The sequence below is a fragment of the Agrobacterium radiobacter genome, from assembly GCF_040801995.1.
Classification (GTDB): Bacteria; Pseudomonadota; Alphaproteobacteria; order Rhizobiales; family Rhizobiaceae; genus Agrobacterium; species Agrobacterium radiobacter.
On the sequence record NZ_JBEGHX010000001.1, the window covers coordinates 281,747 to 304,378 of the forward strand.

Annotated in this window: 21 protein-coding genes; 14 read left to right on the plus strand and 7 right to left on the minus strand. The window is 60.6% G+C overall.

Going from position 1 to position 22,632, the window contains the following annotated elements; genetic code table 11:
- The first annotated feature begins 75 nt into the window (after window positions 1-75).
- The 3 genes from MRBLRC7O_RS01365 (at window position 76) to MRBLRC7O_RS01375 (ending at window position 2,646) form a co-directional block, all read left to right on the plus strand.
- A complete protein-coding gene (locus tag MRBLRC7O_RS01365; protein ID WP_162690774.1) occupies window positions 76-477 on the plus strand; it encodes an MAPEG family protein in 402 nt (133 codons plus the stop codon).
- Window positions 478-626: 149 nt separating this feature from the next.
- Window positions 627-1,655, plus strand: a complete 1,029-nt coding sequence (gene adhP / locus MRBLRC7O_RS01370; RefSeq protein ID WP_020812620.1) for an alcohol dehydrogenase AdhP — start codon at window positions 627-629, stop codon at window positions 1,653-1,655.
- Between the two features lie 115 nt (window positions 1,656-1,770).
- The gene (locus MRBLRC7O_RS01375) at window positions 1,771-2,646 is read left to right on the plus strand and encodes a dienelactone hydrolase family protein (protein WP_080865839.1); all 876 of its coding nucleotides are present in this window, start codon (window positions 1,771-1,773) and stop codon (window positions 2,644-2,646) included.
- A gap of 226 nt (window positions 2,647-2,872) precedes the next feature.
- Here the strand turns inward: MRBLRC7O_RS01375 and moaB are convergent, their stop codons facing one another.
- The 4 genes from moaB to MRBLRC7O_RS01395 all read right to left on the minus strand — a co-directional run bounded on the left by moaB (window position 2,873) and on the right by MRBLRC7O_RS01395 (window position 7,379).
- Window positions 2,873-3,418: a molybdenum cofactor biosynthesis protein B gene (gene moaB / locus MRBLRC7O_RS01380; RefSeq protein WP_031234388.1), complete on the minus strand. Its 546-nt coding sequence runs from the start codon at window positions 3,416-3,418 to the stop codon at window positions 2,873-2,875.
- A 10-nt stretch (window positions 3,419-3,428) separates the two neighbouring features.
- Window positions 3,429-4,313 carry a 4-(cytidine 5'-diphospho)-2-C-methyl-D-erythritol kinase gene (locus MRBLRC7O_RS01385; RefSeq protein WP_060722927.1) on the minus strand — a complete coding sequence of 295 codons (885 nt, stop codon included), beginning with the start codon at window positions 4,311-4,313 and terminating at the stop codon, window positions 3,429-3,431.
- Between the two features lie 6 nt (window positions 4,314-4,319).
- Window positions 4,320-6,221: a tetratricopeptide repeat protein gene (locus MRBLRC7O_RS01390; protein ID WP_162690852.1), complete on the minus strand. Its 1,902-nt coding sequence runs from the start codon at window positions 6,219-6,221 to the stop codon at window positions 4,320-4,322.
- A 141-nt stretch (window positions 6,222-6,362) separates the two neighbouring features.
- Entirely contained in the window at window positions 6,363-7,379 is a 1,017-nt protein-coding gene (locus MRBLRC7O_RS01395; RefSeq protein WP_003503263.1) for a polyprenyl synthetase family protein, read from the minus strand.
- Window positions 7,380-7,490: 111 nt separating this feature from the next.
- On the opposite strand from MRBLRC7O_RS01395, the gene MRBLRC7O_RS01400 reads away from it, so the two are divergent.
- From MRBLRC7O_RS01400 to MRBLRC7O_RS01450, 11 genes are all read left to right on the plus strand, one after another.
- Window positions 7,491-7,721 (plus strand): putative signal transducing protein, encoded by a 231-nt coding sequence (locus MRBLRC7O_RS01400; protein ID WP_003503261.1) that lies wholly within the window; start codon window positions 7,491-7,493, stop codon window positions 7,719-7,721.
- A 6-nt stretch (window positions 7,722-7,727) separates the two neighbouring features.
- Window positions 7,728-8,528, plus strand: a complete 801-nt coding sequence (locus MRBLRC7O_RS01405) for a tRNA1(Val) (adenine(37)-N6)-methyltransferase (protein ID WP_003503259.1) — start codon at window positions 7,728-7,730, stop codon at window positions 8,526-8,528.
- Between the two features lie 88 nt (window positions 8,529-8,616).
- Complete coding sequence (locus MRBLRC7O_RS01410) at window positions 8,617-9,486, plus strand: S49 family peptidase (protein ID WP_035212555.1); 870 nt, start codon at window positions 8,617-8,619, stop codon at window positions 9,484-9,486.
- Between the two features lie 20 nt (window positions 9,487-9,506).
- Complete coding sequence (locus MRBLRC7O_RS01415; protein WP_080865841.1) at window positions 9,507-9,701, plus strand: NfeD family protein; 195 nt, start codon at window positions 9,507-9,509, stop codon at window positions 9,699-9,701.
- Window positions 9,702-9,802: 101 nt separating this feature from the next.
- Complete coding sequence (locus MRBLRC7O_RS01420; protein WP_026372527.1) at window positions 9,803-10,765, plus strand: glycine--tRNA ligase subunit alpha; 963 nt, start codon at window positions 9,803-9,805, stop codon at window positions 10,763-10,765.
- 142 nt (window positions 10,766-10,907) lie between these two features.
- Window positions 10,908-11,258, plus strand: coding sequence for a hypothetical protein (locus MRBLRC7O_RS01425; RefSeq protein ID WP_233284481.1), 351 nt, complete (start codon window positions 10,908-10,910; stop codon window positions 11,256-11,258).
- A 120-nt stretch (window positions 11,259-11,378) separates the two neighbouring features.
- Window positions 11,379-11,930 (plus strand): LemA family protein, encoded by a 552-nt coding sequence (locus tag MRBLRC7O_RS01430; protein ID WP_003503249.1) that lies wholly within the window; start codon window positions 11,379-11,381, stop codon window positions 11,928-11,930.
- 87 nt (window positions 11,931-12,017) lie between these two features.
- Window positions 12,018-13,295 (plus strand): 3-phosphoshikimate 1-carboxyvinyltransferase, encoded by a 1,278-nt coding sequence (locus tag MRBLRC7O_RS01435; RefSeq protein WP_003503247.1) that lies wholly within the window; start codon window positions 12,018-12,020, stop codon window positions 13,293-13,295.
- A gap of 22 nt (window positions 13,296-13,317) precedes the next feature.
- Window positions 13,318-15,255 carry a DUF2207 domain-containing protein gene (locus MRBLRC7O_RS01440; RefSeq protein WP_080865842.1) on the plus strand — a complete coding sequence of 646 codons (1,938 nt, stop codon included), beginning with the start codon at window positions 13,318-13,320 and terminating at the stop codon, window positions 15,253-15,255.
- A 100-nt stretch (window positions 15,256-15,355) separates the two neighbouring features.
- Window positions 15,356-17,509: a glycine--tRNA ligase subunit beta gene (glyS, locus tag MRBLRC7O_RS01445; RefSeq protein WP_080865844.1), complete on the plus strand. Its 2,154-nt coding sequence runs from the start codon at window positions 15,356-15,358 to the stop codon at window positions 17,507-17,509.
- 231 nt (window positions 17,510-17,740) lie between these two features.
- Window positions 17,741-18,235 carry a 2-thiouracil desulfurase family protein gene (locus MRBLRC7O_RS01450; RefSeq protein WP_080866527.1) on the plus strand — a complete coding sequence of 165 codons (495 nt, stop codon included), beginning with the start codon at window positions 17,741-17,743 and terminating at the stop codon, window positions 18,233-18,235.
- 221 nt (window positions 18,236-18,456) lie between these two features.
- Here the strand turns inward: MRBLRC7O_RS01450 and MRBLRC7O_RS01455 are convergent, their stop codons facing one another.
- The 3 genes from MRBLRC7O_RS01455 to purD all read right to left on the minus strand — a co-directional run bounded on the left by MRBLRC7O_RS01455 (window position 18,457) and on the right by purD (window position 22,544).
- Complete coding sequence (locus MRBLRC7O_RS01455; RefSeq protein WP_003503241.1) at window positions 18,457-20,280, minus strand: methyl-accepting chemotaxis protein; 1,824 nt, start codon at window positions 20,278-20,280, stop codon at window positions 18,457-18,459.
- A gap of 326 nt (window positions 20,281-20,606) precedes the next feature.
- The gene (locus MRBLRC7O_RS01460; protein WP_003503240.1) at window positions 20,607-21,116 is read right to left on the minus strand and encodes a plant virulence effector HPE1-like domain-containing protein; all 510 of its coding nucleotides are present in this window, start codon (window positions 21,114-21,116) and stop codon (window positions 20,607-20,609) included.
- A gap of 156 nt (window positions 21,117-21,272) precedes the next feature.
- The gene (gene purD / locus MRBLRC7O_RS01465) at window positions 21,273-22,544 is read right to left on the minus strand and encodes a phosphoribosylamine--glycine ligase (protein WP_080865848.1); all 1,272 of its coding nucleotides are present in this window, start codon (window positions 22,542-22,544) and stop codon (window positions 21,273-21,275) included.
- Window positions 22,545-22,632 lie beyond the last annotated feature (88 nt).

Below are 22,632 nucleotides of genomic sequence, written 5' to 3' on the forward strand. Positions count from 1 at the left end.
GGCGCTCCCCGATCTCAAGCCGGATCGGGGAGCGTTTTCACGATTGGGGGAGAAAGCATGTCACCAACGACCGCAATGTTCTGGCCGATGATCGCCCATGTCTTTCTCGTCTTCTTGCTTTACGGCCTGCTGATCATCCGGCGCAACAAATACACCTTCAAGGATCGCGAATCGGCGATCAAGCTGCGTGATCACGGCGAGGAGGCGCACGAAAGCCGTTTGGTGAACCGCAATATCGCCAACCAGTTCGAGCTGCCGCTCCTGTTCCACATCGCCTGCCTGCTGCTTTACATCACGGATGCGGATAATGTCGTCACCGTTGTTCTGGCGTGGCTGTTCGTGCTCTCGCGCTACGTCCATTCCTATGTCCACGTCACCAGCAATCGCCTGCGTCAGCGCGGGGCATTGTTCGGCATCGGCTTTGCACTGGTCGTCTGCCTGTGGGCATGGCTCGCCATATGGTTGGCGCTGGAATAAATCAGCACCGTGAGGTTGCCTCATAAGTGAGACAATCCCGCCTTGCAAAATACTCCGATTTGCGATGGGTCAATTCCATGACGCCGCATCCCCGTTAATCTCTGCCTGCCGTCGAGAATTTCAGGCGAGCAGAGATTAGGGAGTATGTCATGGCTAAGACAATGAAGGCGGCGGTTGTCCGCGCATTTGGAAAACCGCTGACCATCGAGGAAGTGGCGATACCGGATCCCGGTCCCGGTGAAATTCTCATCAACTACAAGGCGACGGGCATTTGCCACACCGACCTGCACGCAGCAACGGGCGACTGGCCGGTCAAGCCCAACCCGCCCTTCATTCCCGGCCATGAAGGTGTCGGTTATGTCGCCAAGATCGGCGCAGGCGTCACCGGTATCAAGGAAGGCGACCGCGCTGGCACACCGTGGCTCTACACCGCCTGCGGATGCTGCATTCCCTGCCGTACCGGCTGGGAGACCCTTTGCCCAAGCCAGAAGAATTCGGGTTATTCTGTCAACGGCAGCTTTGCCGAATATGGCCTTGCCGATCCGAAATTCGTCGGCCGCCTGCCGGATAATCTAGAATTCGGTCCCGCCGCACCCGTGCTCTGCGCCGGTGTCACCGTCTACAAGGGTCTGAAGGAAACCGAAGTCAGGCCCGGCGAGTGGGTGGTCATTTCAGGCATTGGCGGGCTTGGCCACATGGCCGTGCAATATGCCAAGGCCATGGGCATGCATGTCGTTGCTGCCGATATTTTCGACGAAAAGCTGGCGCTTGCGAAAAAACTCGGAGCCGATGTCACCGTCAATGGCCGCGCGCCTGACGCAGTTGAGCAGGTGCAGAAGGCAACCGGCGGTGTCCATGGCGCGCTGGTGACGGCGGTTTCGCCCAAGGCCATGGAGCAGGCCTACGGTTTCCTCCGCTCCAAGGGGACGATGGCGCTTGTCGGCCTGCCGCCGGGCTTTATCTCCATTCCGGTTTTCGACACGGTGCTGAAGCGCATCACGGTGCGCGGCTCCATCGTCGGCACACGGCAGGATCTGGAGGAGGCGCTGACCTTTGCTGGAGAAGGCAAGGTCGCCGCCCACTTCTCGTGGGACAAGCTCGAAAACATCAACGATATCTTCCACCGCATGGAAGAGGGCAAGATCGACGGCCGTATTGTCGTGGACCTCGCCGCCTGATGTGAAAATGCGGCGGCGCTCACGCAAATGTGTGACGCCGCTTCCGCCCGCATCGTTCCCCGCAGGGCGATCTGCGCTATCCTTCCGCATCCGTGCGTTCAAGGAGGATAGAGCGATGGACAAGCCCAAGATTACGCAGGCCATGATCGACGCTTACGATGAATATACCCATCTTAGCCTCGACCGCCGCAAATTCATGGAAAAGCTCACCGTGCTGGCCGGGTCGGGCGCGGCGGCAGCGGCAATCGCTCCGCTGCTTTCCGCCAACAGCGCCCATGCGGCAATCGTAGCACCCGATGATGCGGGGATCGTCGCGGAAGAGGTGACATATCCCGGCCCCGCCGGCGAGATGAAGGGTTACCTCGTTACACCGAAATCGGCGTCCGGCCCCATCGGCTCGGTCATTGTCATCCATGAGAACCGCGGTCTGAACGACCATATCCGTGACGTGGCCAGACGGGTGGCGCTTGCCGGTTTCCGGGCGCTTGCGGTCGATTTCCTCTCCCCGCAGGGCGGCACGCCCGCTGACGAGGAGAAGGCACGGCAGATGTTCAGCGGTCTCGACATGGATGCGACTGTCGCCAATGCCGAAGCGGGCCGGGTGTGGCTGTCGGCTCGGCAGGGGGCGAATGGCAAGGTCGGTGCAGTCGGTTTCTGCTGGGGCGGCGGGCTGGTCAATCGTTTCGCGACCAAGTCGGCAGGTTTGAATGCCGGCGTCGCGTATTACGGCCAGCAGGCCCCGGCGGCCGATGTGCCTGCCATCAAAGCGCCGCTGCTTTTGCATTATGCGGGTCTCGACGAGCGCATCAATGCCGGCATCGACGCCTACAAGAAGGCGCTGGAGGAAAACGGCAAGACCTTCGAAATCTTCGTTTATGACGGCGTCAACCACGCCTTCAATAATGACACGTCCTCGGCGCGTTACGACAAGGCGGCGGCCGATCTCGCCTGGGGCCGGACGACGGAGTTCTTCAAGAAATATCTGGCGTGATGGGGTTTTGGCCACGCAGCGGACCGAAGATGCGTGGGGCTTACCCCCTCTGCCCTGCCGGGCATCTCCCCCTCAAGGGGGGAGATCGATCTGCGGCTATGTTTCGTCCATCTTGAAGCTTGAGAGTGAAGCGACAAGCGGGCCTCTTGCCGATCTCCCCCCTTGAGGGGGAGATGCCCGGCAGGGCAGAGGGGGGGTAAGCCCCACGCCCCTCCGGTCCGCTGATCTAAACGCCCCCAGCCCCGCGCTTCAAATGCTCGTCAAGCCTTGGCATTATCTCCACGAAATTGCAGGGCAGGTGGCGATAATCGAGCTGAGCCTTGAGGATGCCGTCCCACGCATCCTTGCACGCCCCCGGAGAGCCGGGCAGCACAAAGATGAAGGTCGCGTTCGCCACGCCGCCGGTCGCGCGTGACTGGATGGTGGCGGTGCCGATCTTGTCATAGGAGATACGGTGAAAGAGGGCGGAAAACCCGTCCATGCGCTTTTCGAACAGCGGTTCCAGCGCTTCTGGCGTCACATCGCGGCCGGTAAAGCCGGTGCCGCCCGTCGTGATGACCACATCCACGCCTTCAGAGAGCGTCCACTCGCGCACGGTGCCGGCAATCGCTTCCTTGTCATCAGGCACGATGGCGCGGGCGGCAAGCCTGTGGCCTGCTTCTTCCAGCCTTGCGACGAGCGTATCGCCGGATTTGTCATTCTCCAGCGTGCGGCTGTCCGAAACGGTCAAAACCGCAATGCCCAAGGGGATGAAGGGTCGTTCGCCTGCCATAGCCTAATCCTCAAATGGTCCGAGTCGCCTGAAAGTACCAGCCGGGGCGTTTCTTTCGAAGCGATGTTTGCGCTATCAGGGCCGCTTCAAGGGAATGAAAAATCCCGAAACAGGTTGCACCCGAACCGGACATGCGGACAAGCGCAGCACCTTCCTGCGAGAGTAACCCGGCAATCTCCCCAATTTCCGGAAGCAGCGCCTGTGCTGGTGGTTGCAGATCGTTACGGCTCCGGGCGAGAAAATCCATCCAGCCAATTGTCGCATGGGCGGGCAGGGGCGGATTGGCCTTGTTCCGCAATCGCCGGAAAATCTCCGGTGTAGAGACGGCCTTCAGCGGATTGGCCAGAACCAGGAACAGTTCCGGCAAATTGGTGACCGGTTCAATGTCCTCGCCAATGCCGCGCGCGATCAGGGGTCGGCTCTCAAGGCACATCGGCACATCCGCTCCAAGCTTCAGGGCCATGGAGGAAAGCGCATCCGGTGCCACCCCGGCGCGCCAGTGCCGCAAAAGCCCTCGCAGCGTCGCCGCCGCGTCCGCCGAACCGCCGCCGATGCCCGATGCCACCGGCAGGTTCTTTTCAAGGTGAATGGCGACCGGGCGTGCTGGCTGACCCGTCGACGCAAGTCTATCGCGCAACAAATCTCTGGCGCGGGTGACGAGATTGTCGCCGCCATCCCCGGCGCGCAGAAGATCGCCGAAGGGGCCTGAGATGGAGAAACTATCGGCATCGGCGTCGCGGATGCGGATCGTATCGCCGGCTTCGGTGAAGGTCACCAGCGTTTCAAGCAGATGATAACCATCCGCTCTCTGGCCGGTCACATGCAGCGCCAGATTGATCTTGGCCGGGGCCGCCTCGATTGTCTCAGCCGCCCCGGTGATGCCCTGCGTCGGCATGTGGCGTCAGGATTTCTTGTCCGGAGCAGGGGCCGTCGGGGCAGGAGGGGCCGGCGGTTGCGGCGGTTGCGGCGCTGCATCCTTCTTGGCGGTATTTTCGGCGTCCTTCTCCACCGGCGGCAGGCCGTTGGCGATCTTTTCCTTCACCTTGGCCTTGTCCACATCATCATTGTCGCCGATCAGGGCGCGGTTCCATTGATAGACCGCCTCGATCTTGCGACCAACGCGCCAATAGGCGTCACCCAGATGGTCGTTAATGGTCGGGTCGCCTGCCTTGAGCTCGATTGCCCGTTCAAGTTCGGTTACCGCCTCATCGAAAGCGCCGAGGCGATAATGCGCCCAGCCGAGCGAATCGACGATATAGCCGTCATTCGGCCGAAGCTCGACCGCGCGGCTGATCATCTTCATGGCTTCATCGAGATTGATGCCCTTGTCCACCCAGGAATACCCCAGATAGTTCAGAACCTGCGGCTGCTCGGGGTTCAGCTCCAGCGCCCGCTTGAAATTCGGTTCGGCCTTGTCCCATTCTTTCAGCCGCTCATAGGCGATGCCGCGCTGGAAGAAGACGGTCCAGTCGGATTTCTGCGGCACGGTGCCGATCACCTCGATGGCCTTGTCGTAGTTTTCGGCCATTGCCCTGTAGTCCTTGGCATCGGAAAGCACGCTGCCATAGGCGAGATAGGAACGGATGTCCTTCGGATCGGATTCGAGGAGGGATTTGAGATGCTTGCGCGCCTCATCCACCTTGCCCGTCTGCGCAAGCGTCAATCCGAGCTGCAGCTCGGAGATGCGATACATCGGGGAATCTTTCGGCACCTCGCGGTAGAACGCAATGGCGCGGTCAGGCTGTTTCAGGGCTTCAGAAAGGCCGCCGAGAAGGATGAGCGTATCCGGGCTCTTGGGATCGAGCGCGCGCGACGTCTGCAGATAAAGCGTCACTATCTCTTCGGCGCCTTCGCGGTTCAACGCGCCGGCGATGGAGAACATGACGCTGGCCGCACCTTCCACGGCATTGGTGATCTGCTGCTCCGGCTTTTCACCATTTTCGATGGACTGGCGAAGTGCTTTCAGCGGCGCGTAGTTCGGCGCGAAAGTGTCGCCGACCGCAATCGCGTCCAGCGCCTTCTGCTTGTTGCCGGCGGAAGCTTCGAGCCGGGCAAGCGCCATGACCGCCCGCATATAGGTGTCGGAGGCGGTTGCCCCGCCTTCGCGGTCCGTCACCGCTTCGTTCAGGCTCTTGCGGGCGGCTTCAGTATTGCCGGAAACAAGGGCGATGGCCGCCGCATTGTATTTCTGGAAGATCGAAATCCAGCCCGGGCCCTTCATATTGTTGACCAGCGCCAGCGCTTCCTTCGGCTTGCCGGAACCGGCACGCGCCCAGGCGGTCAAAAGCGTATTGACCATGCGGTCGAGATCGTTCGGACCGGTATATTTCAGGATCTTCTCGGCCTTGGCGAATTCCTTGTCCTTGATGGCGTCCAGACCGCGCACGATGGTCGTGACACGCTCCACCGAGGTATCGTCCTTCATCGAATCGGCGATCTTGGCGCCGGCTTCGAAATTGCCGCTCAGAAGTTCGGCGATCATCAGCCGCTGGCGGATTTCCGTATTGGCCGGATCGAATTCAAGCGCCTTCTTGTAGAGCGAAATCGCGGTCGGATAGTCCTGATCGACATCGGCATTGCGCCCGGCGAGGAAGGCGCCGGAGAAGGTATTTACCTTGCCGGGATCGAACGTAACGGCTTTGTCTTCCGGTTTCGCCTTCGTCTCCGCAAAGCCGGGGCTTGCACCCGCGCCGATTGCGAGAGCAGCGGCGAGAGCCGCGCTGCAGAGAAAACGGAGTGCTGGTTTACGCCGCATGAGGGAACCTTTGCCTTTGTGCAGAAGCACGGAAAAATCAGTTTCCATTGTTGGTCACGATAGAATGGCTTTTTTGAAGCAACGCCGCAAGAAATTATGGCCCCGGCCACAATCACACCTTGCGGAGAAGCTGGCCCGGAGCCTCGGGCGGATGGTCTTTTCCATCCGCCGTTCGCCCGGCCTCTAGCGTCAGTTCAGACGCTCGATGCAGAAGTCGATCACTTCCAGAAGCGCGTCTTTCCACGGGCTCTGCGGCAGCGGCGCGAGCGCGTCACGGGCAATGGTGCCATAATGCGTGGCGCGGCCGATCGTATCGCCAAGACCGTTATATTTGGTGATCAGGCCAAGCGCCTTTTCGAGGTTCTCGTCGCTGCTTTCGCCCTTTTCAATGGCGGTGCGCCAGAAGGCGCGCTCATCCTGCGTGCCGCGGCGATAGGACAGGATGACCGGCAGCGTGATCTTGCCTTCGCGGAAATCGTCGCCGGTATTCTTGCCGAGATCAGCGGACTTTCCACCGTAATCAAGCACATCGTCGACAAGCTGGAAGGCGAGGCCGAGATTCATGCCGTAGGATTTCAGCGCGCTGCGGGTCGCCTTGTCGGTCTTGGCGACGATGGGGCCGACTTCCGCCGCCGCCGCGAAAAGGGCGGCCGTCTTGGCGCGAATCACCTGCAGATAATCGTCTTCGGTCGTTTCCATGTTCTTGGCGACCGAAAGCTGCAGCACTTCGCCCTCGGCGATGACGGAGGCGGCGGTGGACAGCACGTCGAGCGCATCGAGAGAGCCGACATCCACCATCATGCGAAACGCCTGGCCGAGCAGGAAGTCGCCGACGAGAACGCTCGCCTGGTTGCCCCAGATAGTGCGGGCTGTGGATTTGCCGCGGCGCAGATCGCTCTCATCGACCACATCGTCATGCAGAAGCGTCGCCGTATGCATGAATTCCACGCTGGTGGCGAGCTTGATGTGGTTGTCGCCCTCGTAACCGAACATCGAGGCCGAGGCGAGCGTCAGCATCGGCCTCAGGCGCTTGCCGCCGGAGGAGATGAGATGATTGGCCACTTCGGGTATCATCTGGACATCGGAACCGGCCTTGGAAAGGATAAGCTGGTTCACCCGTTCCATGTCGGGGCGGGTCAGGTCGACAAGCGGCTTGACGGATGCGAGTTTGTTTTTGCTTTCTTCAAGCGGTATGACGACGCCCAAGGGACAGGACTCCAGTTCGAATTTGAATTCGACAATAAAAACTGACACCTTGCGCGGCAAGGGGCGAATTGCCGCTAGCCATTCAAAAAGATGGGAATTTAGGGCTTATCCATGCGTGAACTGATCCGTACCAACGATGCAGTGCTTCTGTCCTTCGCGGAAAGCCTGATGAAGGATGCCGGCATCCACTGCCTCATTGCCGATCAGGCGATGAGTATTCTGGAGGGATCGCTCGGCCTTTTGCCCCGTCGGTTTCTGGTGGAGGAAGATCGGGCGGACCAGGCCCGCCGCATTCTCATCGATGCCGGGCTGGGCGACGAGTTGCGCAACGAAGAGGCTTGAACGGCGGTGGGCGGCGGCATTTCCGAAACGATCGATGCCTTTCACCGGGGCCGGTTTCACATCATCCAGCCGAAGGGCAGGGGGCACCGGGCCGGAATGGACGCCATGCTTCTGGCGTCACTGGTGGCGGACGATCGCGCCTGCCGGATCGCCGATCTCGGCGCGGGTGCGGGAGCTGCCGGCATGGCAGTTGCGGCGCGGCTCGAAAAGGCCGAGGTGACGCTCTACGAACGCGCGCCGGAAATGGCGCAATTTGCCCGCCGCAGCCTCGATCTGCCTGAGAATGCTGCCTTTGCCGCCCGGGTGGATGTGCGTGAGGCAGATGTGACCCTGCGGGCGAAAGCGCGTGTAGAAGCGGGGTTGCCCGATGACTATTTCCATCACGTCATCATGAACCCGCCCTATAATGACGCAGGCGACCGCCGCACGCCGGATGCCCTGAAGGCCGAGGCCCACGCCATGACGGAGGGTCTGTTTGAAGACTGGATCAGGACCGCGGGCGCGATCATGGTTTCGGGTGGGCAGCTTTCCCTGATTTCAAGGCCGCAATCGGTGGCGGAGATCATCGCCGCCTGCGGCAGCCGTTTCGGCGGCATCGAAATCACCCTCATCCATCCGCGTGCCCGTGAGGACGCGGTGCGCATGCTCGTCACCGCCATCAAGGGTTCGCGCGCGCGGCTGTCCTTCCGCGCACCGCTCATCATGCATGAAAACGGCAGTCACGCCTTCACCCCCTTCGTGGATGACCTGAACAATGGCCGCGCCGCCTATTCGCGTAATGTAAGGGCAATCCGGCCGGCGCCATAAATATCGCGGTTCCGCCAGCCGCAAACCATTGTGTTTTGCGGGGCGATACATACATCCGTGACGAACGGATAAATGCTGCGAGGATTGAATAGTGGGTTTTTTGAAGTATCTGGTGCCGAAACGCTTTCGTAAAAAAGAGCTCGTCATCCCGGTGGTGCGCATGCATGGCGCGATCATGGCCGGCGGCAACCAGTTCCGCCCCGCGCTCAATCTCGCTTCCTACGCCCCCCTTCTGGAGAAGGCCTTCGCCGTCAAGGATGCGCCGGCCGTCGCCATTTCGCTCAACTCGCCCGGCGGTTCGCCGGTGCAGGCAAGGATGATCTATAACCGCATCCGCCAGCTTGCCGAGGAGAAGGAAAAGAAGGTTCTGATCTTCGTGGAGGACGTTGCAGCCTCCGGCGGTTACATGATCGCGCTTGCCGGCGACGAGATCATCGCCGATCCCACCTCCATCGTCGGTTCGATCGGTGTCGTTTCCGGTGGCTTCGGTTTTCCGGAAATGCTGAAGAAGCTCGGCGTGGAGCGCCGTGTCTATACGGCCGGCGAGAACAAGGTCATCCTTGATCCCTTCCAGCCGGAAAAGGAAGGCGATATCGACTACCTGAAGTCGCTTCAGGTCGAAATCCACAATGTTTTCATCGACATGGTCAAGATGCGCCGCGGCTCGAAGCTGAAGGACGATGAGGCGATCTTCTCCGGCCTGTTCTGGACCGGCATGCGTGGTCTCGACCTCGGGCTGATCGACGGGCTGGGCGACATGCGCGAGATTCTGCGCCGCCGTTACGGTGAAAAGGTCAAGCTCCAGCTCGTTAGCGGCGGGCGCAGCCTGTTCGGCAAAAAAGTGCCGGGCGTGAATACGGCCCTCGGCCTCAATGCCGAAAGGCTTGCGGCAGGCGCCGTCTCGGGGCTTGCGGAAGTTGCCGAAGAAAAGGCATTGTGGTCGCGTTTCGGTCTATGATGTCGCGGGAATAGAGCCTTATGGCGCAACTTATTATAATCATTCTTCTGGTGGTGGGATCCGTCATCCTTTACCGCCGCTTCGTCCGCGATGCGGAAAAGCTTTCCGCGAAATCGAAACAGCGCGAGAAGGAACGAGAAACCGGCGCGATCGGCACGCTGATCAAGGACCCCGAAACCGGCGAATACCGCGTGAAGCGCGAGGATGAGACGTAAGGCGGCGTCTCCACGCATAAAACCTTGACCCTTACGCCATGCCGTGGCACCAGTCCGCATCCGAAGTAAGTCAAATGCTTACTTGTCCTCCTAACGCCGCGATGACTGCAATGACCGATATTCCAGACCATATGAACCCCAAGCGTTCCTTTCAGGCGCTTATCCTGACGCTGCATAACTACTGGGCCGACAAGGGCTGCGCGGTGCTGCAGCCCTACGATATGGAAGTGGGCGCGGGCACGTTTCATCCGGCCACGACGCTGCGCGCACTTGGGCCGAAGCCGTGGAAGGCTGCTTATGTGCAGCCGTCGCGCCGCCCGTCCGACGGCCGTTACGGCGAAAACCCCAACCGCCTGCAGCACTATTACCAGTATCAGGTCATCCTGAAGCCCAACCCGTCCAATCTGCAGGAACTCTATCTCGGTTCGCTGAAGGCGATCGGCCTCGATCCGCTGCTGCATGACGTGCGCTTTGTCGAAGACGACTGGGAAAGCCCGACGCTCGGCGCCTGGGGTCTCGGTTGGGAATGCTGGTGCGACGGCATGGAAGTGTCGCAGTTCACCTACTTCCAGCAGGTCTGCGGCATCGAATGCTCGCCGGTTGCGGGCGAGCTGACCTATGGTCTGGAACGCCTCGCCATGTATGTTCAGGGCGTCGACAATGTCTACGACCTGAATTTTAACGGCCGCGAGGGTGAAGAGAAGATTTCCTATGGCGATGTCTTCCTGCAGGCCGAGCAGGAATATTCCCGCCATAATTTCGAATTTGCCGATACGGCCATGCTGCATCGCCATTTCATCGACGCCGAAAAGGAGTGCCTGGCGCTTCTCGCCGCCGGTGCGCCCGGTGATAACGACAATCAGCGCCTGCATAAATGCGTGTTCCCGGCCTATGACCAGTGCATCAAGGCAAGCCATGTCTTCAACCTTCTGGATGCGCGCGGCGTAATTTCGGTCACGGAACGCCAGAGCTATATCCTGCGCGTGCGCACGCTGGCGAAATCCTGCGGCGAGGCCTTCCTGCTGACGGATGCGGGCGGGCTGAACTGGAACCGGGCTGCCTGATTTTTGGTGGTAAGCTGTTGTCCAAAGTTTTGATGAATTTGAAAGGCCGTTCTTGACGGCCTTTTATTTTGTGTGGATTGGTATGCTGAATATAACGATGGGTTTAACCGTGAATAATATTAGAAATTTCTGTTTTTTATTTGTGCTTACACTCGGATCCATTCTCGGCAACAGCGCGGCTGCGGAAACGACGGACTGGATGAGCGGCAACGATGCCTTTGCCCGCGCCGACAAGCTGCGCTCTTTCGGAATGATCGTCACCCGCATGGATTGCAAGGACAGCGGTCAGCGCTCTCTCGATGTGGGCAGCGCGCTCGTCCGCATGCACTACACGCGCAATACGAAAATGCTCGACTGGGTCATAGACGGCTGGAACCATCTGGAGGGAAACAAGGAATATTGGGCCGAGCGAGGCTACAGGCTTGCCTCCTATACTCTTTTTGTACGCAAGGTATCCGGTCTGAAATTATATTGTACCGTCTTTTATAAATAACGGGTGTTTGCTTACCGCAGCGTGTCCGTTCCGGCAAAAACGGACAGAATGAGCGAAGCCCCATGACTTTGCGGTAATGAGCGGCTATCGTGCGCGCAACGAAGCTGGGAATCGCAATTCATGTTCATCACGCTGGCAATCATCGCGGCAATCGCGCTTTATGTCGTCTTCATCTATAACGGTCTGGTCAAGGCGCGGCAGATGAAGGAAGAGGCGTGGTCGGGCATCGACGTGCAGCTGAAGCGCCGAGCCGATCTCATTCCCAACCTCATCGAGACCGTGAAGGGTTACGCGGCGCATGAAAAAAGCACCTTCGAAGAGGTGATCGCCATGCGCAACCGGGCGCAGGCCGTGCCGGCGGGGGATGTTGAAGGTCGTGCCCAGGCCGAAGGGCTGCTGTCGCAGGCGCTCGGCAAGCTCTTTGCGCTGGCCGAAGCCTATCCCGATCTCAAGGCCAATGCGAACTTTCTGGAATTGCAGCGGTCGCTGGAAACCATCGAAGGTGAACTCCAGATGTCGCGCCGTTATTACAATGGCGCTGCCCGCGATCTCAACGTCAAGGTGGAAAGCTTCCCGTCCAATCTGGTTGCAGGCCAGTTCGGATTTTCCAAGGCGCCCTATTTCGAGATCGAGAACCCGGCCGACCGCGCCGTGCCGACCGTGAAATTCTAAGCGCATTGCTTCTTCGGCGGCTTAAAACCTCCCGTTCAAATTCCGATAATCCGGCTCTTCGCCGCATTCTTTGACAAGACGACAATCATGATCGAACTGACCATTACACCGCCCGGCCACCCGCTTTCCGGCAAGGTCGAGCCGCCCGGCTCCAAATCCATCACCAACCGCGCGCTTCTGCTGGCTGGCCTCGCCAAGGGCAAAAGCCGGCTGACCGGTGCGCTGAAAAGCGATGACACGCTTTATATGGCCGAAGCCCTGCGCGAGATGGGCGTCAAGGTAACCGAACCGGATGCCACCACCTTCGTGGTGGAAGGCACCGGTGTTTTGCAGCAGCCGGAAAAGCCGCTTTTCCTTGGCAATGCCGGCACCGCCACGCGGTTCCTCACTGCGGCGGCAGCACTTGTGGATGGCGCCGTCATCATCGATGGCGACGAGCACATGCGCAAACGCCCGATCATGCCGCTGGTGGAAGCCCTGCGCTCCCTCGGCGTCGAAGCGGAAGCGCCGACCGGCTGCCCGCCCGTCACCGTCTGCGGCAAGGGCACAGGGTTCCCGAAAGGCAGCGTCACCATCGACGCCAACCTCTCCAGCCAGTATGTGTCGGCACTTCTGATGGCTGCTGCCTGCGGCGACAAGCCTGTCGATATCATTCTCAAAGGCGAGGAAATCGGCGCGAAGGGTTATATCGATCTCACCACATCCGCCATGGAAGCTTTCGGCGCGAAGATTGAGCGGGTCAGCAACGCCATCTGGCGCGTGCATCCGACGGGTTACACGGCAACCGATTTCCACATCGAGCCGGATGCCTCGGCCGCCACCTATCTCTGGGGCGCGGAACTTCTGACCGGCGGTGCCATCGATATCGGCACGCCCGCCGACAAATTCACCCAGCCGGACGCTAAGGCCTATGAAGTCATGGCAAAGTTTCCGCATCTGCCCGCCGAAATCGACGGCTCGCAGATGCAGGACGCCATTCCGACCATCGCGGTTCTGGCCGCCTTCAACGAGACGCCGGTGCGTTTCGTCGGTATCGCCAATCTGCGCGTCAAGGAATGTGACCGCATCCGCGCCGTCTCGCTCGGCCTCAATGAAATCCGCGACGGTCTGGCGCATGAAGAAGGCGACGATCTGATCGTGCATTCCGATCCGGCTCTCGCGGGCCAGACGGTCGATGCTTCCATCGATACCTTTGCCGACCACCGCATCGCCATGAGCTTTGCACTCGCGGCGCTGAAGATCGGTGGTATCGCTATCCAGAACCCCGCCTGCGTGGGCAAAACCTATCCCGCCTACTGGAAAGCGCTCGCCTCGCTGGGCGTCGACTATACCGAAAAGGAAAGCGCTGCCGAGCCGCAGCACTGAAGCCATTGAGGAGGGACCGCCCGTGAAGACCATCGCCGCAAGACTTCTCGCGTTGTTCGTCTTCCTGGGCGCGGCCTTCCCGGCTTTTGCGGAGGAATTCATCCGCTCCTACCATTCCGTCATCGAGGTGGCGGCGGATGGCAAGCTGGCGGTGACGGAAACCATCACCGCCCGCGCCGAGGGCCGGAACATCAAGCGCGGCATCTTCCGCGATTTCCCACTTTATGCGTTGGATGCGAACAACCGCCGCACCAAGGTGGATTTCAACGTCGTTTCGGTGGAGCGCGATGGCGCGCCTGAAAATTGGCGCACCGAAAATATCGATGGCGGCATCCGCATCTATACCGGCAGCGCCGACCGCTTTCTGCCGACTGGTGAGCATATCTTCCAGATCACCTATACCACCGCCCGGCAGATCCGTTATTTCAGCGATTATGACGAGCTGACCTGGAACGTCACCGGTAATGGCTGGCAATTCCCCATGGGCGAGATTTCCGCGACCATCACTCTGCCGCAGGGGGTCAAGGCCACGGATACCGCCGTCTTCACCGGCCCGCTTGGCGCCAAGGGCAAGGATGCGCGGATTCTGAACGAAGGCAACGAGGTGTTCTTCGCCTCCACCCGACCGTTTTCGGTGGGCGAGGGCATGACGGTTGCCGTCAAGCTGCCCAAGGGCGCCATCGCCGCACCTGATACCTCGCAGGAGGCAGGCTGGTGGCTGCGGGATAATCTCGCCATTCTGCTTTCGGGCGGCGGGCTTTTCGCCGTGCTCCTCTATTATCTGAGGGCCTGGTTCGCCGTCGGCCGTGATCCCGCAAAAGGCGTAGTCGTGCCGCGCTGGGATGCGCCGGAGGGGCTTTCCCCGGCTCTGGTCAACTATGTCGATAACCGCGGTTTTTCCGGCGCGGGCTGGACGGCGCTCTCCGCCTCGGCCCTTGATCTTGCGGTGAAGGGTTTTGTCGTTCTGGAAGACCTGAAGAACGCCATCGTCATCAGGCGCACGGAAAAGGCAACCGCTGCCGATCTGCCGACCGGGCAGAAGACGCTGCTTGCCTCCATCGGCGGTGCGGGGGAGACGCTGACCATCGACAAGGCCCATGGTGCGGAGGTCGAAAAGGTCGGAACGCAGTTCCGCGCGGCGATAGAGAAAGAACATCGCGGCAAATATTACCGCAGCAACGCCGGTTACACCGTGTTCGGCATCTTCTTCAGCATCGCCATCATCGTTGCGACGCTGGTGTTCGGCGATCTCGATGAAAGCGCCATTGCCGCCGTTCTGGTCTTCGGCTTTTTCGCATTCTTCTTCAGCATCCTGTCGATCGGCATCGGCCGGCAGTTCTCGCGTGGCGCACCGCTGCGCAAACGCATCGGCGGCATCGTCATGCTGGCCTTTGCCGGTTTTGTGGCCTTTTCCGCCATTGGCGGCATCGCCACGCAAATCCTGCTGGATGTGACACATGACACCAAGTCGCTGGCGCTGGCCGCCATCGGCGGCATCGTACTCACAAATGCGCTTTTCCTGTTCCTGATGGGTGCGCCGACGCCGCTTGGCCGCAAGCTGATGGATGGCATCGAAGGTCTCCGAACCTATCTGACGCTGGCGGAAAAGGACCGGATGAACACCGCTGGCGCCCCCGCCATGTCGCCGCAGCATTTCGAGAAATTGCTGCCCTATGCGGTGGCGCTCGGCGTCGAAAAACCGTGGAGCCGCACTTTCGAGACCTGGCTTGCGACAGCCGCTGCCGGTGCCGTTGCTGCAAGTTATGCGCCCGGCTGGTATTTGGGCGGCAATTACGGCAGCTTTGGCGACAGGATCGGCGGCTTCTCCACCTCCATGGCAAATACCATCGCCTCCACCATTCCCCAGCCCGTCAGTTCCTCCGGTTCCAGCTTTTCCGGCGGTGGCGGTGGTGGTTTCTCCGGCTCGGGCGGCGGCGGCGGTGGCGGCGGCGGCTGGTAACGCCCGCCGGCGGTAATTTAACCGAATGCCTTGGTGACTTTTGCCGCGTTGCTTGCTAAGCCGACCGCAATCGTCCGACAACAGATAAAGTCCTGATCCCATGCCTGATCTTCTGCTTGAACTCCGCTCCGAGGAAATCCCCGCCCGCATGCAGCGCAAGGCGGCTGGCGATCTGAAGAAACTCGTCACCGACGCGCTTGTGGAGAGAGGGCTGACCTATGAGGGTGCGCGCGAATATTGGACGCCGCGCCGTCTGACACTGGATATTCGCGGCCTCAACGCCCGCTCCGCCGATGTGCGCGAGGAAAAGAAGGGGCCGCGCACCGATGCCAATGAAAAGGCCATCGAGGGCTTTCTGCGCGGCGCTGGCCTCAACGATATCTCGGAAGCGCAGGTCGTTTCCGATCCGAAGAAGGGCGATTTCTATATCGCCATCATCAACAAACCCGGCCGCCCGGCGGAAGAGATCATCGCCGAGGTGATGCCCGGCATCATCCGCTCTTTCCCCTGGCCGAAATCCATGCGCTCCGGCCCGGCCTCCATGCCGAAGGGCTCGAGCTATGCTGGCATTGAAGGCAAGGGTTCGGAGAGCCTGCGCTGGGTGCGCCCGCTGCAATCCATCGTCTGCCTGTTCGGCCCCGAACATGACGAAACACAGGTCATTCCCTTTGTGATCGACGGCATCGTTGCCGGCAACGTCACCTATGGCCATCGTTTCCATGCGCCCGGCCCGATCACCGTGCGCCGTTTCGAGGATTATGTCTCGAGCCTTGAAAAGGCGAAGGTCATTCTCGATGCCGAGCGCCGCAAGGATATCATCCTGCACGACGCCAAGGACCTTGCTTTCGCCAATGGTCTCGACCTGGTGGAAGACGAAGGCCTGCTGGAAGAAGTTTCCGGCCTCGTCGAATGGCCACAGGTGCTGATGGGCACCTTCGAGGAAGACTATCTGCAAATCCCGGCGGAAATCATCCGGCTTACCATCAAGACCAACCAGAAGTGTTTCGTCACCCGTAATCAGGGTGCGGAAGAGGGGCTTTCCAACCGCTTCATCCTGATCTCGAATATCGAGGCAAGCGACGGCGGTAAGGAAATCATCCATGGCAATGGCAAGGTCGTGCGCGCCCGCCTTTCGGATGCCCGCCATTTCTGGAACCGCGACCAGGGCGATCTGCCCGATCTGGAAACGCTGAAGGAATCGGCTGCGAAGTTCGGCCTCGATCTCAAGAAGCCGCTCGACCAGCGCATGGCGAAGCTCGATGCGCTCAATGTCACCTTCCATGCCAAACTTGGATCGCAGGGCGAGCGTGTAACGCGAATTCGCGAACTGGCGAAGGCGCTGGCCCCGGTCGTCGGCGCCGATGCCGCTCTGGTGGACCGCGCTGTGGTGCTGGCGAAAGCCGACCTGCGTACCGAAGCTGTCGGCGAATTCCCCGAGCTTCAGGGCCTGATGGGCCGCAAATATGCGACGCTGCAGGGTGAAAACGAGAGCGTGGCCGCCGCGATCGAAGACCATTACAAGCCGCAGGGTCCCTCCGACCGCCTGCCGGCCGATAAGGTGGCGATTACGGTCGCTCTGGCCGACAAGCTCGACACGCTCGTCGGTTTCTGGGCCATTGATGAAAAGCCGACGGGTTCGAAGGACCCCTTCGCGCTGCGCCGTGCGGCGCTCGGCGTCGTGCGCATTCTGCTCGAGAAAAACGTGCGCCTTTCGCTGCTGAGCGTTGCGAAGGATCCGGACCTTCTCTCCTTCTTCCATGATCGCCTGAAAGTCTACCTGCGCGACCTTGGCGCGCGTTACGATCTGATTGACGCCGTTCTGACGCCGGAATCCGACGATCTGCTGATGATCGCTCGCCGTGTCGAGGCGCTCACCGCCTTCATCACCGGCGAGGACGGCCGCAACCTTCTGGCAGGCGCCAAGCGGGCCACCCAGCTTCTGGCCGCCGAGGAAAAGAAGGGCACCGTGGTGGCCGATGGCGTTTCGGAAGAATTGTTGAAACTCGATGCCGAAAAGGCGCTCTATGCGGCGATCAGGACCGCGTCTGCAGATGCTGCGAAGGCTGTTGCGGGCGAAGATTTCCGCTCGGCCATGCAGGCGCTTTCGACGTTGCGCGCGCCCGTGGACAAGTTCTTCGAGGATGTGCTCGTCAATGACGAGGATGCGGCCATCCGTGCAAACCGTCTGGCGTTGCTGAAGGCCATCCGCGAAGCCACCGGAACGGTTGCGGATTTTTCGAAGATCACGGGGTGAGGGAGCTTGGGGTAGCCGTACATGTCAGTGTGCGCGGCTCACCCCCCTCTGTCCTGCCGGACATCTCCCCCACAAGGGGGGAGATCGAATCGTGGCGACCTCTCGACTATCTTTATGTTACGGCTTTGGCGGGGAGTGTCCCACTTGCCGATCTCCCCCCTTGTGGGGGAGATGTCCGGCAGGACAGAGGAGGGTACTTTGAGGCTTGCGCTTTCGCAGGATGATTTCCCATTGACCCACACGCCTCCTAAAATCCTCATCAGCGCCTGCCTCCTCGGCCAGCCCGTACGCTATGACGGCAAAGGCAAACCCTTCTCCCACCCGGCGATAGACCGCTGGCGAAGTGAGGGCAGGCTGGTGACAATCTGTCCGGAAATGGCGGGCGGCATGCCCGTGCCGCGCCCGCCGGCGGAAATCGAGAAAGGGGCCTCCGGCCTCGATGTGCTCGAAGGCCGCGCCCGTGTGCTGGAAGTAACCGGTGGAGATGTCACGGCTGAGTTCATCGCCGGTGCGGAAAAGGCGCTCGCCTTCGCCAGGGCCAATGGCTGCACTCACGCGCTTCTGATCGACGGCAGCCCGTCATGCGGGTCGCTTGCGATTTACGATGGTTCGTTTTCGGGTATCAAGCACGCAGGCAATGGCGTGACGGCCGCCCTGCTCGAAAAGGCCGGTATTGCCGTATTTTCACCTGCCGATATCGACCGGCTGGATGCGCTCTCTCGTTGAGACGAGGCCACGCAGACACGGCATGGCTCGTTTCCGAACGTGCTGATACTCTCCTCCGTCATTCTCGCCCTTGAGGTGAGGATCCATTCCCGTTGAAGATGTGGGTCCTCGGGTCGAGCCCGAGGATGACGCCGAATGTGTGGGGAACATGTTGGAGAGCACGCAAAAATGCCGGGTCTGTGCCCGGCATTTTTGTTTCAATCGCATGAGACCGTTCGTGGTCACCCCGCCATGCGCATCTCGTGCGCCATGCCATGAAGCTGATGGCCGGAGGAGACGCGGAAGCCGCGGATGAGGTTCAGCAGCTCTTCGGTATCCACCGCCAGCGCTTCCGCCGAAGCCGTGGTTTCTTCCGCCATGGCGGCATTGTGCTGGGTGGCAACATCGAGCTGGTTGAGCGACGAAGAGATCGATCGTAGCGTCGTATCCTGTTCGGCAGCCGAGTGGGCGATCTTGCTGACGATCTCGTTGGCGGATTTGATCTGGTCCGAGATGCGCTTCAGCGCATCGCCGGCCTCGCCGACAAGCCGCACGCCATTTTCCACCTGGGCGGAAGAGCGGGCGATCTGGTCCTTGATCTCCTTGGCGGCGGCGGCGGATTTCTGCGCCAATTCGCGCACTTCCTGCGCCACCACGGCAAAGCCCTTGCCAGCCTCACCGGCACGCGCCGCTTCAACACCGGCATTCAGCGCCAGAAGGTTGGTCTGGAAGGCGATGTCGTCGATCACGCCGATGATGTTCGAAATCTGGTCGGAGGATTGTTCGATACCGCTCATCGCGGTAATTGCTTCTTCCACCACCCGGTCGCTGCGCATGGCCTCCGAGCTGACGGTGGTAACGCGCTTGGCCGCATCGGCCGCCCCTTCCGCCGTCTGGCGCACCGCGACCGTCAGCTCGTCGAGCGCTGCGGACGTTTCTTCCAGATTGGCAGCCTGCCGTTCGGTGCGCTGCGAAAGCTCGTTGGAGGCCTTGCGGATTTCCTCCTTGGAGCCGCCAATATCGATGCTCTTGGAGTTCACCTTGGCCATGGCGGCGTCAAGATGGGTCAGGGCCTCGTTGAAATTGTCGCGCAGCGCCGCGTAACGGCTGCCAAGATCGCCGCAACGCACGGTCAGATCGCCGCCAGCGAGCTTCTCGAGGGACTCGCCGATGGTGGCGACGACGCGTGCCTGCAATTCGGCTTCGTCGCGTTGCATGTCGAGATTGTTCTGGCGCTCGGCATTGAGCTGCCGCTGCTGTTCTTCCTCACGGCGCTGCATGGCGTGGCGCTCACGCACCTTGTCCTGAAGCGAGGCGGTGGCCTTCGCCATCATGCCCACTTCGTTGGTGAGGCCGGTATGGGGAATGGCAAGCGAGACGTTCTCATTGGCCACTTCGCCAAGCGCGCGGTGGATGTCGCCGAGCGGCTTCGAAATGCCACGGATGACGTAGAAAGCGGCGGCAAGCGCCAGCACGAAGATCAGCGCGCCGATCGACAACGCCTTCATCACATCGCCGCGAACCTGCGCGTTCAGATCATCGATGTAAACGCCGGTCACGACCACCACCTGCCAGGGCTCAAAGGCAAGGGCATAGGAGCTCTTGGCGTAATCATTGCCTTCCATACCGGGCTTCGGGCCGTAGAAATCCGTTTGGCCGCCGCCATTGCGGCCAAGCCGCACCAATTCGTCACGATAGGCGAAACCCTTGCTGTCAGGCTTGCCCTTGAAGCTTTCGCCGACGCGCTTGGCATCGGGGTGGAACTTCATCGTCACGTCGTAGTCGTAACCGAAGAGATAGCCGTCGGGAGTGAAGCGCATGGCGCTGACAGTCGCGTAAGCCTGCTTCATGGCCTCGTCGCGCGAAAGCGTTCCGGCCTTTTCCTTGTCGTGGAAGGATTGCAGGATGGAGATCGCCGATTGCACCTGCGTCCGCAGCATGCCGTAGCGTTCCTCATAGATAGCATCGGTGGCGGATTTCAGCTGGTAAAACGTCGCCACGGCGAAGGCGGCCATCAGGGCCACCACGAGAACGATCAGTTGACGGGAAATGGAAAGGTTCTTCATGGGCGCTCACAAGCGTTTGGAATCGCGCGCCTGAAAATGCCGCGCGGTACCGATGTTTCAGAGAAGGGAGAGGCGCATGATGCGCGATAAAAGGCCAGAAAAGCGCGTGTCCCCGCCGTGGCCTCATCCTGTGCTGCATCGCACTATAAACCCACTTAGCGGCTAAAAATTTGAATAAATATTTAATTAGCGAAGGCTTTATCAGGCCTTATAGGCAGAATACGCGGCGGAGAAAGCAACATTCCCCGCATGGTTGCAGCGTCATTTCGGGAATACAGCGATGACGCGATTATTTGACGTTCGTCATCAAAAACGTCTTCGGCCGGTCAGTTGCCGCGCAATTTGAAATCCGGGAACTGGGGCGCGCCGATCACCGAGGCGCTGGCAGGCTCGGCTGCATTTTCGGTGGAAAGTTCCTTGACGGCTGCCGTGGTCGTCGTCACGTCGATGCCGGCCGGTGTCGAAACCGTCTCAACCGGATGTGCCGCGGGTTCCGACTCGTCATAGGTCGCGATGGCGGTGCTGGAGGTTTCCGTCATCCATGCGGGATTGGTGCTGACGAAGGTGACGGGCGCACCGCCAAGCCAGGCTTCGGTGCGCACCAGGGTGCGCTTGCCGTCGACTTCGCGCATTTCCGTGTGCTGCGTGCCAGGCTCAATGGAGGGAACCGCATAACCCTGCGTTACGGCTTTGCCCTTCACGGGCTGGCAACCCGCGCAATCGCGGCGAACGAAGCTGCCATTGGCCACGTGCACGCCGTTTATATATTCGATCGAAGATGCCATCGCCGACCCGCCGGTCAGCGCGATAACAGCTGTCAGAAAAAGACGATGCATCGAAAACCCCCGAAATGACGGCGCGGCCTCGTGATCGAGGCACAGTGCGCCATTCAATATTCCGGCAAGTATTACCGATGTTTCGTTTCCATCGGGTCAGCAAACTTGGTAAAAATTGAACGAAATATTCGCTCCCAACCCCGTTTTCCTTAAGGATCAGGCCTTTTCGCGCGCGACAGCCTGCCAGCCGATATCGCGGCGGCAAAAGCCGTTTTCCCACTCCACCTTGTCCGCCAGCGCATAGGCTCGGGCCTGCGCTTCCGTCACTGTCTTCCCAAGGGCGGTGACGTTCAGCACGCGTCCACCCGTCGCCACCAGACTGCCGTCCTTCAGCGCGGTTCCGGCGTGGAAGACCTTCGCCTCTTCGCTCGCCTCGGGAATATGGGCGATCGGCGTATTCTTGTCGTAAGCGCCGGGATAACCCTTCGAGGCAAGAACGACAGTCAGCGCAGCGTCGTCGCGCCATTCCGCCTCAACCTTGTCCAGCGTGCCGGTGGCGGTGGCGTAGAGGATCGGCAGCAGATCGCTTTTCAGGCGCATCATCAGCACCTGGCATTCGGGATCGCCGAAACGGACGTTATATTCGATGAGTTCCGGGCCCTTGGCGGTAATCATCAGGCCGGCGAAGAACACGCCGGAGAAGGGATTACCATCCTTGGCCATGCCCGAGATCGTCGGCTCGATGATTTCCTTCATGGTGCGCTCCACCATGGCCGATGTCATGACGGGGGCGGGAGAATAGGCGCCCATGCCGCCGGTATTCGGGCCGGTATCGCCATCGCCGACACGCTTGTGATCCTGCGCGGTGGCGAGCGCGAGAGCGGTCTTGCCGTCGGAAAGGCAGAAGAAGCTGGCTTCTTCGCCGTCGAGGAAGGCCTCCACCACCACTTCGGCGCCAGCTGCGCCGAAAGCGCCGTCGAAACAGTCGTCGATCGCGGCAAGTGCTTCCGCTTCCGTCATGGCCACGGTTACGCCCTTGCCGGCGGCAAGTCCGTCCGCCTTGATGACGATCGGCGCACCCTGTGCACGAACATAGTCCTTGGCCGGTTCGGCAGTCTTGAAACGCTGGTAAGCGCCGGTCGGAATATCGTAGCGCGCACAGAGATCCTTGGTGAAGCCCTTGGAGCCTTCAAGCTGGGCCGCCGCTTTCGACGGTCCGAAGGTGGCGATGCCGGCGGCACGCAGATCATCCGCCAGACCCGCAACCAGCGGCGCTTCCGGGCCGACGACAACGAAGTCGATTGCCTTTTCTTTCGTAAAGGCGATGACGGCCGCGTGGTCTTCCACATCAAGCGAAACGAGTGTCGCGTGGTCGGCGATGCCGGGATTGCCGGGGGCGGCATAAAACTCATCGAGCAGGGGAGACTGGGCGATTTTCCACGCCAGCGCATGTTCGCGTCCGCCGGAACCGATCAACAGAACTTTCATGGTCAATACCCCTGCAAATTCGCCAGTAACCTTGTGTCAGGGGCGTTAAGGGCAGGGGGGCGAAAGGTCAAGGAGAAAGCGCCGCAAA

Bases quoted from the DNA above. Each gene is read 5' to 3' on its own strand.
- MRBLRC7O_RS01420 (WP_026372527.1), top strand. From the start codon at position 9,803: ATGACTGCAATGACCGATATTCCAGACCATATGAACCCCAAGCGTTCC.
- MRBLRC7O_RS01400 (WP_003503261.1), top strand. From the start codon at position 7,491: ATGCGTGAACTGATCCGTACCAACGATGCAGTGCTTCTGTCCTTCGCG.
- MRBLRC7O_RS01460 (WP_003503240.1), bottom strand. From the start codon at position 21,116: ATGCATCGTCTTTTTCTGACAGCTGTTATCGCGCTGACCGGCGGGTCG.
- moaB (WP_031234388.1), bottom strand. From the start codon at position 3,418: ATGGCAGGCGAACGACCCTTCATCCCCTTGGGCATTGCGGTTTTGACC.
- purD (WP_080865848.1), bottom strand. From the start codon at position 22,544: ATGAAAGTTCTGTTGATCGGTTCCGGCGGACGCGAACATGCGCTGGCG.
- MRBLRC7O_RS01390 (WP_162690852.1), bottom strand. From the start codon at position 6,221: ATGGAAACTGATTTTTCCGTGCTTCTGCACAAAGGCAAAGGTTCCCTC.
- MRBLRC7O_RS01430 (WP_003503249.1), top strand. From the start codon at position 11,379: ATGTTCATCACGCTGGCAATCATCGCGGCAATCGCGCTTTATGTCGTC.
- MRBLRC7O_RS01455 (WP_003503241.1), bottom strand. From the start codon at position 20,280: ATGAAGAACCTTTCCATTTCCCGTCAACTGATCGTTCTCGTGGTGGCC.
- glyS (WP_080865844.1), top strand. From the start codon at position 15,356: ATGCCTGATCTTCTGCTTGAACTCCGCTCCGAGGAAATCCCCGCCCGC.
- MRBLRC7O_RS01435 (WP_003503247.1), top strand. From the start codon at position 12,018: ATGATCGAACTGACCATTACACCGCCCGGCCACCCGCTTTCCGGCAAG.
- adhP (WP_020812620.1), top strand. From the start codon at position 627: ATGGCTAAGACAATGAAGGCGGCGGTTGTCCGCGCATTTGGAAAACCG.
- MRBLRC7O_RS01385 (WP_060722927.1), bottom strand. From the start codon at position 4,313: ATGCCGACGCAGGGCATCACCGGGGCGGCTGAGACAATCGAGGCGGCC.
- MRBLRC7O_RS01375 (WP_080865839.1), top strand. From the start codon at position 1,771: ATGGACAAGCCCAAGATTACGCAGGCCATGATCGACGCTTACGATGAA.
- MRBLRC7O_RS01415 (WP_080865841.1), top strand. From the start codon at position 9,507: ATGGCGCAACTTATTATAATCATTCTTCTGGTGGTGGGATCCGTCATC.
- MRBLRC7O_RS01365 (WP_162690774.1), top strand. From the start codon at position 76: ATGTTCTGGCCGATGATCGCCCATGTCTTTCTCGTCTTCTTGCTTTAC.